The organism is Phytoactinopolyspora limicola, assembly GCF_011320225.1.
Lineage (GTDB): Bacteria > Actinomycetota > Actinomycetes > Jiangellales > Jiangellaceae > Phytoactinopolyspora > Phytoactinopolyspora limicola.
The window spans coordinates 885,857-898,430 of record NZ_JAAOEN010000001.1; the positions used below are offsets into that span (position 1 = coordinate 885,857).

Consider the following 12,574-nt stretch of genomic DNA (forward strand, 5'->3'; position numbering starts at 1 on the left):
GAAGGCTTCGAGAGCATGGGCCCAACACGAAGGAGTGTGCATGGCGGAGGTCCAGCACGGGCTAGAAGGCGTCATCGCGTTCGAGACACAGATCGCCGAGCCGGACAAGCAGGGCAGCGCTCTCCGATATCGCGGCGTGGACATCGACGATCTCGTCGGGAAGGTGCCGTTCGAGCGTGTGTGGGGGCTTCTCGTCGACGGCCGGTTCGATCCGGGCTTGCCTGCCGATGTGCCTTTCGAACTCCCGTTGCGCACCGGAGACGTCCGTGTCGACGTCCAGAGTTCGCTCGCCACGCTTGCGCCAGCCTGGGGGTTGGCGCCGCTGTTGGATGTCGACGAAACGCAGGCCCGTGAACACCTAGCCCGAGTCACCGCTACGGCGCTGTCGTTCGTCGCCCAGTCGGCGCGCGGCGCTGAGCCGCCGGTATCCGAAGCCAGGGTCGACGAGGCCCGAACGACGGTGGAGCGCTTCATGACGCGCTGGCGGGGCGAGCCGGACCCACGGCACGTCCAAGCGGTCGACGCCTACTTCACGTCGGCGGCAGAACACGGCATGAACGCCTCGACGTTCACCGCCCGAGTAGTGGCGTCCACCGGTGCTGATGCCGCAGCCGCGTTGTCGGCCGCGATAGGTGCCATGAGTGGCCCGCTCCACGGCGGTGCGCCGTCCCGCGTACTGGCCATGATCGAGGAGATCGAACGGACCGGCGACGCCCGGGGTTATGTCAAAGGTGTCCTCGACCGCGGTGAGCGGCTGATGGGGTTCGGGCACCGGGTTTACCGGGCCGAAGATCCCCGTGCGCGAACGCTGCGCCGGGTCGCGCGCGAGCTCGCGGCGCCGCGCTACGAGGTCGCCGAAGCGTTCGAGACTGCCGCTCTCGCCGAACTCGCCGAGCGTAAGCCGGACCGGGTCCTCGCCACCAACGTCGAGTTCTGGGCGGCGATCATCCTCGACTTCGCCGAGGTTCCAGCGTCCATGTTCACGTCGATGTTCACCTGTGCCCGTACCGCCGGGTGGAGCGCACACGTGCTCGAGCAGAAGAAGACCGGTCGCTTGGTGCGCCCCTCGGCGGTGTATGCCGGCCCGGGTGAGTCGAGCCCTGACGCGGTCGACGGCTGGAACCCCGCCTGGGCGGCCTGACCCGCCCGTCGCCCACAGAGTTACGTACGGCACAATGGCATAACGACAGCGTGGTCAGCGATTACCTATCGTCCTGCCCTGAACGGCACACGGAGAGGATCACATGACCACCGAACTGCGTATTCCCGATCACCTGAAGCCCGCCGATGGACGGTTCGGCGCAGGGCCCAGCAAGGTGCGCCCCGCGTCGTTGGCCGCGCTGGCCCAACGCGGCGGCGCGGTGATGGGCACGTCGCACCGGCAAGCTCCGGTGAAGGATCTCGTCGGCCGCGTGCGGACCGGCATAGCCGAGCTTCTCGGACTGCCAGCCGGATACGAGGTCATCCTCGGCAACGGTGGCGCCACGGCATTCTGGGACATCGCGGCGTTCGGGTTGGTGCGCAGTCGATCGCAGCACCTGTCGTTTGGAGAGTTCTCCGCCAAGTTTGCCTCCGCGACGAAGAAGGCGCCGTGGCTCGAAGCGCCGAGTGTCATTCAGGCCGACCCCGGATCACTCCCCGAGCCGCGGCTCGAAGACGGGATCGACGTCTACGCTTGGCCGCACAACGAAACGTCCACCGGTGTCATGGCGCCGGTGCGGCGCGTCGAGGGCGCCAGCGACGCACTAGTGCTCGTCGATGCGACGAGTGGCGCCGGCGGGCTGCCGGTCGATGCCACCGAGGTGGACGTTTACTACTTCTCGCCACAGAAGAACCTCGGCTCCGACGGCGGGTTGTGGTTGGCGGCGTTCTCACCAGCGGCGCTAGCCCGCGTCGAAGAGATCGCGGCTACCGACCGATACGTCCCAACCTCGCTCGACCTGCCGACCGCGGTAGACAACTCCCGCAAGAACCAGACGTACAACACCCCGGCGATAGCTACCCTCTTCCTGCTGGCGGAGCAACTCGACTGGTTGAACGGCAACGGAGGTCTCGACTTCGCGGTGGGGCGCACCACCGAGTCGTCCGCTCATCTGTACGGGTGGGCGGAGAAGTCGTCGTACGCCACCCCCTACGTGACTGACCCCCAAGCCCGGTCGTTGGTGGTCGGAACCATTGATATCGACGAGTCGATCGACGCGGCTACGGTCGCCAAGACCCTGCGGTCCAACGGTGTCGTTGACGTCGAGCCTTACCGAAAGCTGGGCCGTAACCAGTTGCGGGTGGCGATGTTCCCAGCCGTTGACCCTGCCGACGTGGAGGCGCTCACGACATGCGTCGACTGGGTGGTGGAGCAGATCACCAGCTAGGGCCATTGGCCAAAGTGTGCGTGCCCGCCTCGGGCGCCCGCCCCGGGTGTGCACCTGATCTCCGTTTGTGCGCCTGATCGTTTATGTGGCGACGATCAGGTGCGCCGCGGGTGGGCGATAGCGGGGTAGCGGCGGACCGGTGTGCATCTGATCGCGTCCCGTGATGTGGACGCGCGGCGATCAGATGTATGGTCGGCGTTCGTGGGGCTGGTTGTGCATCTGATCGGTAGCGGGTCTGGTGAGCGGATCCGTGACAGGTCCGGCAAGTGATCGGTGACGGGGTCTGGCGCGGCCTTATGGTCGCGTCGTTGTTGGGCGTGTGCACCTCGTCGTCTGTACTTCGCGCGGGGGACGCGATGTCTGGTGATCAGATGCATCAACTGACCGGCGAGCCGCGTTCGCGCATCTGATCGGTGGGCGTCCGCACTCTGAGACGGAATCGGATGCGCCACACCGTGCCGTTGCCCGCCGTTGATACACCTGATCGCCCCAGGGAAAAAGATCAGGTGACAAAACGGAGATCAGGTGCACAAAGCGGAGATCAGGTGCACAAAGCGGCCCGGAACTCGTCAGGAGTTCCGGGCCGCTTGCTATGTGGAAGTCTCCCGCTTCACCAGAGAGCCGGTCATAGTGGAGCGGGAGAAGCTGGTGTGTTCGACGAATCACAGCGGAGGACACCCGGTCGCAGAAGGCGACCGGGTGCTACCCCGAATGCCTCCGTATGGAGGACTTCAATCCCCCGTCGTGTTCGTTGACACGATATTAGGCGCGCGGCCATCCCCGCGGCGATCACCCATTCGGCTGAATTTGACTGGACCTATCGGAGCTTGACATTCAGCTTTTCGATTAGTCGATCTCCGGTCAGAGGCTTGTTTAGGGGCGTTGACCAGTGCAGATCTCCGTCATGCAAGACTTGGAGGCGCGGCCGGACGTGCTGCGGCCAACCGGGCAAGGGAGAACGTGAAACCGAGGACCACGCGACGGATCGTCGCCTTCGTGCTGGCCGCTATGGTGGCGGCCGTCATTGTGGCGGCCCTGATCTGAGTCTGCTCACCATGGGCGCCCCGGCTCACTGGGTCTCACTCGGTGAGCGGAAAACGTGCCACGGGTTCGTGTAGCGCTCGTCCGCCAGCGCCGGCGCCGAGGTGTGAGCGCACCAATGTGAGATGGTCGGCGCGCCACGTCGGACCGTCGTAGTCGGACAGGGCCGCCATGCAGGGCCGCACGTTGTGCCGGGCGGAGTTACGCGCCAAAGTAACGTGTGGCCGATACCGGCGCGGCTCACGTCTACCGAGGCCCAATCGACGGCCCGCCGCTACCGTCGCGGCCGCCAGCCGTCGCAACTCCTCGACGTCGCCGCGGATGCCCACCCACAGCACCGTGCCGCCGAACTGTCCGGCACCACCGAGGCGTAGCGACATTGGGTGGTGTCGCCGGGCAGCCCGGGCGAGGCGTTCCTGGAGCTCGGCAACCGCTGAGTCCGCCACCTCGCCGTAGAAGGCCGTCGTCACATGCCATGTCGTGGCATCCGACCAACGCAGCCCAGCGTCCCTTATGGCGGCGATGTGGTCGGCGAGATGGGTGACGGCATCCTCGGGCGGGGTAACAGCGGCGAACAGTCTCATGGAGCGCTTCCGGTCCCGGGTGGCGGGGTCAGGCCGCTGCGCGCGGACCGGTGTCGGCGCCCGGGCCGCGTGGAGGAACGTGGTCCGGTGCCGTGCCCGCTGTGGTGTCGGCCGGTCGAGGCAGGTCGACGATCACTGCCAAGCCTGGCCGCGGCCGGAAGCGGGGACGCACGACAATTCCGCTACGAGGAGCGATGAAGACGAGGGCGGCGATCGCGAAGATGATGGTGAGGATCCCGCCGCCGATGAACGACCACTGAGCGCCGAATAGGTCGGCGACCCAGCCCACCACCGGTGCCCCGACGGGTTTACCGCCCATGAGGATCATCATGTAGAGAGCCAGGACCCGGCCCCGCACGTGGGCTGGAACCGTGGTTTGGACGTAGGTGTTCGCGGAGATCAGGACCGTCATCGTGATCAAACCGAGTGGAACGAGGGCGATGGCGAACAACACGTAGTTCGGCATGAGCGCCGCTACAATCTGGAACAGCCCGAAGATCACCGCTCCACCGACGATCAGCCGGCGTCTCGGATGTTTACGGCGAGCCGATAGCAGCGCTCCGGTCAGAGTGCCGATAGCCAGGATCGACCCGAGGACGCCGTACTCGCCGGAGCCCTTCTCATAGACCTCGGTGGCCATCAATGCCATGGTCATCTCGAAGTTCATCCCGAACGTCCCGAGCCCGAAGATGATCAACATGATCATCAGCAGGTCAGGGCGGCCGCGGACGTAGCGCACGCCCTCACTGAGCCTGCTGATGACACCACCGGTGTCTTGGCCGACCGCACCGTGTGGCGGGCGGTACCGGAGCAGGAGCAGTGCGATGATCGGCGAGGCGAAGGTAACCGCGTTGATGACGAACACCCAGCCGGTGCCGATGGCGTGGATGAGGAGCCCGGCCAAGGCGGGTCCGATGAGTCGGGCGGCGTTAAACGAGGTGCTGTTCAACGCGATGGCATTGGGTAGGTCTTCAGGGCCGACGAGTTCGGACACGAACGCCTGTCGTGCCGGATTGTCCAGCGCCTTCCCGGCACCTAACAGGAATGCGAGTAGATAGACCTGCCAGATCTGTGCGACGCCGGTGAGGGTGAGGATTCCGAGGACCAGCCCGATGATTCCCATGAAGGCGTTGCTGAAGATCAACAGGTTGCGCTTGGGTAACCGGTCGGCGAGCAGGCCGCCGAACGGCGCCACGAGGAGGAACGGCAGGAACTGTAGGCCGAGGGTGATGCCGGTGGCCCGAGCGCCGCCGTCCAGGACAACGAGGACCAGCCATAACTGAGTGATCTGTTGCATCCACGTCCCGATATTCGAGACGAGCATGCTCGACCAGTACAGTCGGAAGTCGCGATGTCGGAGGGAACGAAAAGTAGATTTCACGAGCGAGTCAGTTTCTCGAGGATGGGTAATACGTCGCGCAGTTGCCGCCGTTCTTCCTGGGTGAGGTCGCGCAGCCGGTGCGTCAGCCACGCGTCTCGGCGTTTGCGGTCGGCCGCGGTGCGGCCAAGGCCTGCCTCGGTGATCCGGACGACGGCGAGTCGGCGGTCGACGGGGTGTGGCTCCCGCACTACCAGGCCGAGCTCCTCCAGTGCGCTGACGGTTCTGGTCATGGATGGCGGACGAACCCGTTCGAGGGCGGCAAGTTCGCCAACCGGAAGCGGCCCGTGCCGTTCGAGGACCCCCAGCGCGGATAGCTGGTTGAGGGTCAGCGAGTCGTCTTCGCGCTCGTTGCGGATGCGGCGGTTGAGCCTGCCGATGGCGATGCGCAGCGAGCTGGCTAGGCCGGCCTGGGTGCGGGGCTGAGCCGCCTTGGGCCGAGGCGAGGCGGACGACGGGGAACGGTTCGATGCAGGCACTTTAGTTACTATAACTCATTACCTTTGCTAAGTGCCAGTCGTGTCAATGATCTATGCACCTGTCTCGCCTTGGTCTCTCGCTCGCCGATGCTGGCGAGGGTGCGGCCGCGTCGCGCCGTCAGGGCGGCATGGTGCCTTGGTGGTAGCTCGCCCCACGCGGCCGCCTGAGCAGCGCATCTGTCTGAACGCCGCCGCGTCCCGGGGCAAGAGTCCGCGTGCCATAGGGCACCTCGTTGTGGTCAGGGCGACAGCGAGGTTCCTTGTGGCAGCGAGCTCGCGACAAGTTTCCTTGGGCTCAAGCCGGGCACCGCGGGTGAGCGCCCTCGAGGCGGGTTGGGAACGGATCAGGCGCTGTCGGGTCGCCGCCGGGCCCGGCGCCCCCGATACACAGTGCCGCCCCCTTCGGTGATCTGCTGGATCTCGCCGGTGAGTTCCTGGATCTCTTCGGTGAGGTCATAGCGTCGAGCCCGGCGTCCACTGAGCGTCGAATCGTCGAGCAGGAGATCGCCGGTGTCCGCGGGATCGGTGGGAGGTGTCGACGGTTCGGCGGGTGGGGTCGTATCGATCAGCTCCGACCACATCGGGCCGGCGCTGGCTGGCGCCCCGGAGTCGGGGGACGGCATCGACGGGTCGACGTTGGCGACGTCGACCCGGCCGGGCCTCGCCGGACCCTGTGACTGGCGGCGCCGGCGCCGCGGCGGGGGAGCTTCGTCGACGGCATCGAGTGACGGTGAAGCGGGCCATGGGCGCTCTCCACCGTCGCGGGCCGCATGCCGTGGGCCAGACTCCTCGCCAGTGTCGACGTCGCCGGTCTCGTATCCGGGAGTGGTGGGTGCGGCCATCGGGTCGGGCGTGGGTGCGGCCATCGGGTCGGGCAGGGGGGCGGGTTCCGGCGTTGGTCTCGATGGCGCCGGACCGGTCACGGCAGCCGACGTGGCGGGCGGGTCGGTGGAGGCGCGACGGCGTCGTTGCGGCGGCTCGGGCGCGGCGGCCCGGTGGCCGGGGCTGAGGTGCGGGTCGCTCGCGTGTGCCACGGCATCGCGGGGGCCGGTGGTGTCGTGTAGGTCGTGTGGGCCGGTGGTGTCGTGTAGATCGTGAGGGCCGGTGGTGTCGCGTAGATCGTGAGGGCCGGTGGTGTCGCGTAGATCGTGAGGGCCGGTGGTGTCGCGTAGATCGTGAGGGCCGGTGGTGTCATGTAGGTCGTGAGGGCCGGTGGTGTCATGTGGATCGCGGGGGCCCGGGGACGGCAAGGGCCGGGTGGTCAGCTCGTCTTGTCGCCTCGCCCCAGCCGCACCGCGTACCGGCGGCACCGGCGGCACCGGCGCGGAAGGTGCGGGCTGAGCGGAGGCGGGATTGTGCCGGATCGCGGGATTGGCCTCCGGTGCGGGTGAAGCACCGTGGTCCACGTCCGTCTCGGCAGGCTCAAGGCCCCGACGTGGGGGATCGTCGGCAGCGGGCTCGTACTCGTCGGCCAGCTCGGCTTCGGCCTCCAGCTCGGCTTCGGCTTCGGCCTCCAGCTCGGCTTCGGCGATGGCGTCTCGGCGCTTGCGGGTGTATTCGATGCCGAGTAGGCCCAGCCCAACACCTGCCAGGCAGGTCCACAGCAGCCAGTCGAGGCCAGCATCGTTCAGCTGGGCCCGGTTGAACGCCAGCACCACGAAAGTCACGGCCCACAAGATGGTGAGAATGGCGACAGTGCGTACGCCATCCACGTCCAACGGCCGGACGTGGGGCACGTCACGGAGACGCCGCCGTCCTTTCCCCATATGACAACAGACTAGTCGGCCGTCCGGTTCGCGGCGAACCGACTGCTAAATCCAGTCATCAACCTGCCCTCAACCCAGGTGACCGGCGCTAGTGCAGGCGACACTAGTTTCGGCGGCGCTCCCCTCCGCCGAGGGCAGAAAGCCGCCAACGTTCACCTGGCCTTGGCGGAGGTCGCCCGGCGCGCCCGGATGCCTTCTGGCATGCTCAGAGCCTGTCCTCGACATGCGGCGATTCCGCCCGGATCCCCGCATGCCAGCCGGGCCGGCCGGCGTCGTCCGGCCATGTCCTCCCATGTCCTCCCATGTCCTGCCAGCTGCCGTCATCAAGGAGTGTCCATGTCCGTGGTTTCGCCGCGCGCTGCGCTTGACCGGTACTTCCGGATCAGCGAGCGCGGTTCCACGTTCGGCCGGGAAGTGCGTGGCGGCGTCGTCACCTTCTTCGCGATGGCCTACATCGTCGTCCTCAACCCGCTGATCATCGGCAATGCCCCCGACGTCGATGGTGCGTTCCTCGGTGTCGGCATCGGGGAGGAACCGAACCTGGCCAAGATCGCCGCAGCAACGGCGCTGGTGGCGGGGGTCTTGACCATCGCCATGGGGGTGGTCGCCAACTTCCCGTTGGCGGTGGCCGCCGGGCTGGGCCTGAACGCGTTCGTCGCGTTCGGGTTGGCCACCCAGATGACCTGGGCGGACGCGATGGGCTTGGTGGTCATCGAGGGCATCCTCATCGTGATCTTGGTGCTCACCGGCTTTCGGCAGGCCGTCTTCAACGCCGTCCCCCGTTCGCTGAAGACCGCCATCAGTGTCGGCATCGGCTTGTTCATCGCCCTAGTGGGGCTGGTGAACGCGGGGTTCGTCACGTCCACGGGGGTCCCATCGCCGCCCATCGGTCTGGGTGCGGACGGCGCGTTGTCGACGCTGCCGGTCGCGGTGTTCGTGGTGGGGCTGATCACCCTGATCGTGCTGTATATCCGCAAGGTCAAAGGTGCGATTCTCTGGACCATCGTCGGAACGGCCGTGCTGGCTGTCATCGTCGAGCAGATCGCGGATCTCGGCACGACGTACGACAATCCCGCCGGATGGAACTTGAACGCGCCTGCCGTGCCAGACCGCGTCGTCGACCTTCCCGACCTCGGGCTGTTGGGCGAGTTCAGCCTGCTCGGGTCGTGGGAGTCGGTGGGCGTCGTCAGCGTGCTGCTGTTCGTCTTCACGCTGATGCTGGCCGACTTCTTCGACACGATGGGCACGATGGTGGCGGTTGGCTCCGAGGGAGACCTTCTCGATGCCGACGGCAACCCGCACAACTCGCGGGAGATCTTGCTCGTCGACGGGATCGCGACGGTGGCCGGCGGCACCGCGGCCGTCTCTAGCAACACCTCGTACATCGAGTCGGCCTCCGGCGTCGGTGAGGGCGCCCGGACCGGCCTGGCCAGCGTGATCACCGGGTTGTGTTTCCTCTTGGCGATGTTCTTCGCACCACTGGTGGGAATGGTGCCGAACGAGGCTGCCGCGCCGGCGCTGGTGCTGGTCGGTTTCCTCATGATGACCCAGGTCAAGAACATCCCGTGGGACGATCTGGAGCTGGCGATCCCGGCGTTCCTGACGATCGCCTTGATGCCGTTCACATACTCGATCACTACCGGTATCGGCGCCGGATTCCTCGGTTACGTGCTGGTCAAACTGGCTCGCGGCAAAGTGCGCGACGTTCATCCGCTGCTGTGGGTGGTGGCGGCGTTCTTCCTGGTCTACTTCGCGATCCATCCGATCGAGATGTTGCTCGGGATCTCCTGATCGTCGGTACGCGACATCCGTACGGCGGACGGCCGGCCCGCGAGAGGCTCACGCGGGCCGGCCGAAAGACTCCTCGGCCAGGAGAACCGGCAAGCTCGTCGGGTCTTCCAACACCTGTGCCAGCACCCAGCGGCGATCCCAATGGCCGCCCGCCCAAGCCAACCCCCGGGCTAGGCCGTCGAGAGTCGCGGCGTGGACACGACCGTCGAACCACCAGTCGACTGGCTGACCGTCGACGATCAGCTCGTCGTGCTCGATGTAACTGTCCGGTGCGGCCGGCAGTAACTCCCTCGTGATGTCGGGGACGGGTGCGGGCTGGCCCGGGCTGCTGGGTGCGCACGGGTGGGCCTGCGACGCCAGATCCAGGTCCAACACGTCGGCCAGCTCGGGTGGCCCGGGCACGAGTCCGGGCCGGTCCAGCTGGAGCCAGTGCGGGCCGTCGGCGATCACTGCGAGATCAGCGTCTATGAGCCGGCTTCCGGTGCCGTCCGGCACTCGGATGTGCGCCGGAGGGTGCAGCGTCGACGGATGCCGGGTGGCCAGTTCGGCGTAGATCGCCGCCAGGTCGGCAACGGGCAGCCGCAGAGCCGGGTCGCCCAGTCGAGCCACAAGTGTTTGGGCGGCGACCTCGGACAGTCGGCCGGCGACACCGAGCGCCGCCATGAATGTGTCGTCGATCTCCGCCGCCACCGCGTCGAGCGGAGTGAGCAGGGCACGAACCGTCGAATCAGCGCCGTGGGCGCAGAACTCCGCGAGGCGTCGCCCGCCGAGCTGAACGTGTCGACGCAGCCACCAGGCGGTGTAGGAGAGCGCGACGCGGCTCGTGCCATCGGCCAGCAGGAGCCGGACCGGATCGACCACCGCGGCCCGCGCCGCGGGGTCGCCGGCCAGCCAGCCGAGCACCCGCGGCCACGCCGAGTGTTGGATGAGGTCGAGGTCGCGTACGGCGGCGAACTCCGCCATCACTGGCGGCGCTGTCTCCTCCGGCAGGGTGGCGAGGGTCTCTTGTACCCAACGGTCTTCGTCGTCGAGGTCGTTCCAGAGATCCTGGTCGAGCGGGATGTCGGGGAGACGGAGAACCGCGAATCCGGTCCGAACGCCGATGGCCTCAAGCGTCGTGGTGCCGTGGTCGTGGACGACGTCGCTGGCGACGGTGCACTCGGCGGGATCGGCGTCGAGGGCGTCGAGGAGGGGCACACCGGGCAACCACAGCTCCTCGGCCGGGACTAGTTCCCCGGTGCCGTCGGGCAGCGGTATCCGACGTAGCCATGGTTCGTCGTCAGCGGTCAGGCCGGAGGCGGCGACCAGCCGTATCACAGCCGCGGTGGGCTCCTCAGGTGCGTCGTCGTCGGGGTTGTCCACGGTGGCCCGGACGACCGGATCGCGTAGCACCGAACGGGCGGTCGCCACGGCGGCGCCCAGCCGGCCGAGAAGGGGATGTACCGCATCCGGATGAGCTACTCGCAGCCGAAATGGCGCCAGTACGTCAGCGTCGACCTCACCGGGCAGGAGCACACTCCGGGGTCCCTGCACGAGTCTCCCGTCGGTCAAGGGCACAGGGAGGGCGCCGAGATCCTCGAGATCGCAACCATCGAGCGCGGCGTAGATGTCCCGCCACGTCGAAGGCGGCAGCTCGGTGCCGGCGAGCCGGTCCACGAGCTCGGACATGGTGACGCGGCGAGCGCCCAGCCGTTGCAGCACGCCGTCGTGCTCCCAACCGGGTGCGGGAAGCCCCGGCACGAAGGGCGCTAGCCGCGACGGATCGGTGGCCCGCCTCAGGCCGTCCACGAGGACCACACCGTCGGGCCGGAGTCGACCGGCGGTACCGGCGTCGGGGACGAAAGGTGTGCGAGAAAGCGCCCCGACGGCGGCCCGGCGTACAGCGGTGTCCAGCTCGCCCACTCCTACCGGGGTAGGGATGAGGTCCAGGGCGGCGGGGGTCCTGAACGACGCGACCAGGTGGGCATAGGCGGCGCCGATGTGTTCGACGAGGTGATCGGTCAACGGTCCAGGGGCAGTCCGCCGCCTCGCCGAATCGAGCGGCAGGGTGGCGATCACCAGGACGGGAAGGTCGATGGTGTCGTCGGTGGGTGTGGGCGCGTGGATCACGGCGGGTACGGATGACGGTAGTGGGGCCGGAATGGCGGCGCCGGCAGTGTCGGATCCGGTGTCTGATCCGGTGTCGTCGGATACGCCGAACCCTCCGAGCGGGCCGGTGGATTGATGGACGTCCGTCACCGGCACCGCGACCGCCACCGACCAGCCCGGCCGTTCGCGCTCTTCGACCGGCCGATCGCTCATCAGGGTAGGTTCGGCGACACCCTCGGCACGGACCAGCCGCCAGCGACGTGCGCCGATGCGGCGCTCCGCCAACCCCAGGGAAGCGTCAACGATGTCGGGTAGCTCCGCGGTCAGCGTGTGGTGCTCGCCGTCGATCTCGATGGTCACGGCGGACAATGCCGGCAAAGCCAGCAGGAGCGCGTCGTCCACGGCTCTCAGCAGACGGGTGACGCCGGCGACAGCCTCGTCGTCGCGCAGCGGAAGTACCACGGAGGTGTCGTAGCCGGCGGGGATGTCCCCCGGGGCGGGGTCGGTGATGAGGTCGGCATCGGTGGTGCGGGCAGGTCCGGCGGGAAACGGTAGCCGCAGCATGGGGACCGACGTGCCGCGTCGGGCGAGTTCCTCGCTGAGTTGCGGAATGTCGGCGACCACGGCACGTGCGGCCTGCCGTGACCACCGGACACCGCCAAGGGCCGAGACGATGGCGGGTTCGTCGCTGACCGCCAGCACCGCCGCGAAGCCCACACCGAACCGCCCGACGGTGTCCGCCGAGCGTTTGGGTGAAGCTCTGAGGGTGGACAGACCCGCCACGCCCGCGGCGTCCAGGGACGCTCCGGTGTTGGCGGCGGTCAATGTCGACCCGGTCAACCGGAACAGCACCCGGCCAGGTACGCCGGCCCGCGCCGCTGCGTCGGCGGCGTTCTGCGCCAGTTCGACGACCACGCGGTCGCGGTAGGCGCCGAGAGTGAGTTCTTCTTCGGCGTTGGCGTCTTCCCGGAATCGTGCGGGCGCCGCTGCCCACGCGTGCAGCACTTGGTCTCTGAGTTCGGCCGTCCCGTACGTGTCCACCCGCCCAGTGTGCTGCACCGGCGAACTCTCCCACCGG

8 protein-coding genes are annotated in these 12,574 nt (G+C 67.7%); 3 read left to right on the plus strand and 5 right to left on the minus strand.

Features of this window, described 5'->3' with window-relative positions; all coding sequences use genetic code 11:
* Window positions 1-40 precede the first annotated feature (40 nt).
* Complete coding sequence (locus G8760_RS04340) at window positions 41-1,141, plus strand: citrate synthase 2 (RefSeq protein ID WP_166347033.1); 1,101 nt, start codon at window positions 41-43, stop codon at window positions 1,139-1,141.
* Between the two features lie 103 nt (window positions 1,142-1,244).
* Window positions 1,245-2,369 carry a phosphoserine transaminase gene (gene serC, locus G8760_RS04345; RefSeq protein ID WP_166347036.1) on the plus strand — a complete coding sequence of 375 codons (1,125 nt, stop codon included), beginning with the start codon at window positions 1,245-1,247 and terminating at the stop codon, window positions 2,367-2,369.
* Window positions 2,370-3,448: 1,079 nt separating this feature from the next.
* Here serC and thpR read toward each other — a convergent pair.
* The 4 genes from thpR to G8760_RS04365 form a co-directional block, all read right to left on the minus strand.
* Complete coding sequence (gene thpR, locus G8760_RS04350) at window positions 3,449-3,994, minus strand: RNA 2',3'-cyclic phosphodiesterase (RefSeq protein WP_166347039.1); 546 nt, start codon at window positions 3,992-3,994, stop codon at window positions 3,449-3,451.
* A gap of 28 nt (window positions 3,995-4,022) precedes the next feature.
* Complete coding sequence (locus tag G8760_RS04355; RefSeq protein WP_166347042.1) at window positions 4,023-5,375, minus strand: MFS transporter; 1,353 nt, start codon at window positions 5,373-5,375, stop codon at window positions 4,023-4,025.
* Window positions 5,372-5,851 carry a MarR family winged helix-turn-helix transcriptional regulator gene (locus G8760_RS04360; RefSeq protein ID WP_207782006.1) on the minus strand — a complete coding sequence of 160 codons (480 nt, stop codon included), beginning with the start codon at window positions 5,849-5,851 and terminating at the stop codon, window positions 5,372-5,374. Before G8760_RS04360 ends, G8760_RS04355 begins: the two co-directional genes overlap by 4 nt.
* 344 nt (window positions 5,852-6,195) lie before the next feature.
* Window positions 6,196-7,617 carry a DUF2530 domain-containing protein gene (locus G8760_RS04365; RefSeq protein WP_166347046.1) on the minus strand — a complete coding sequence of 474 codons (1,422 nt, stop codon included), beginning with the start codon at window positions 7,615-7,617 and terminating at the stop codon, window positions 6,196-6,198.
* 336 nt (window positions 7,618-7,953) lie between these two features.
* Between G8760_RS04365 and G8760_RS04370 the strand changes: the two genes are divergently transcribed.
* A complete protein-coding gene (locus G8760_RS04370) occupies window positions 7,954-9,408 on the plus strand; it encodes an NCS2 family permease (RefSeq protein WP_207782007.1) in 1,455 nt (484 codons plus the stop codon).
* 48 nt (window positions 9,409-9,456) lie between these two features.
* Here the strand turns inward: G8760_RS04370 and G8760_RS04375 are convergent, their stop codons facing one another.
* A complete protein-coding gene (locus tag G8760_RS04375; RefSeq protein WP_207782008.1) occupies window positions 9,457-12,537 on the minus strand; it encodes a sacsin N-terminal ATP-binding-like domain-containing protein in 3,081 nt (1,026 codons plus the stop codon).
* Between the last annotated feature and the right edge of the window lie 37 nt (window positions 12,538-12,574).

Excerpts from the sequence above, each read along its gene's own strand:
- G8760_RS04340 (WP_166347033.1), top strand. The coding sequence starts at position 41 with ATGGCGGAGGTCCAGCACGGGCTAGAAGGCGTCATCGCGTTCGAGACA.
- serC (WP_166347036.1), top strand. The coding sequence starts at position 1,245 with ATGACCACCGAACTGCGTATTCCCGATCACCTGAAGCCCGCCGATGGA.
- thpR (WP_166347039.1), bottom strand. The coding sequence starts at position 3,994 with ATGAGACTGTTCGCCGCTGTTACCCCGCCCGAGGATGCCGTCACCCAT.
- G8760_RS04365 (WP_166347046.1), bottom strand. The coding sequence starts at position 7,617 with ATGGGGAAAGGACGGCGGCGTCTCCGTGACGTGCCCCACGTCCGGCCG.
- G8760_RS04370 (WP_207782007.1), top strand. The coding sequence starts at position 7,954 with ATGTCCGTGGTTTCGCCGCGCGCTGCGCTTGACCGGTACTTCCGGATC.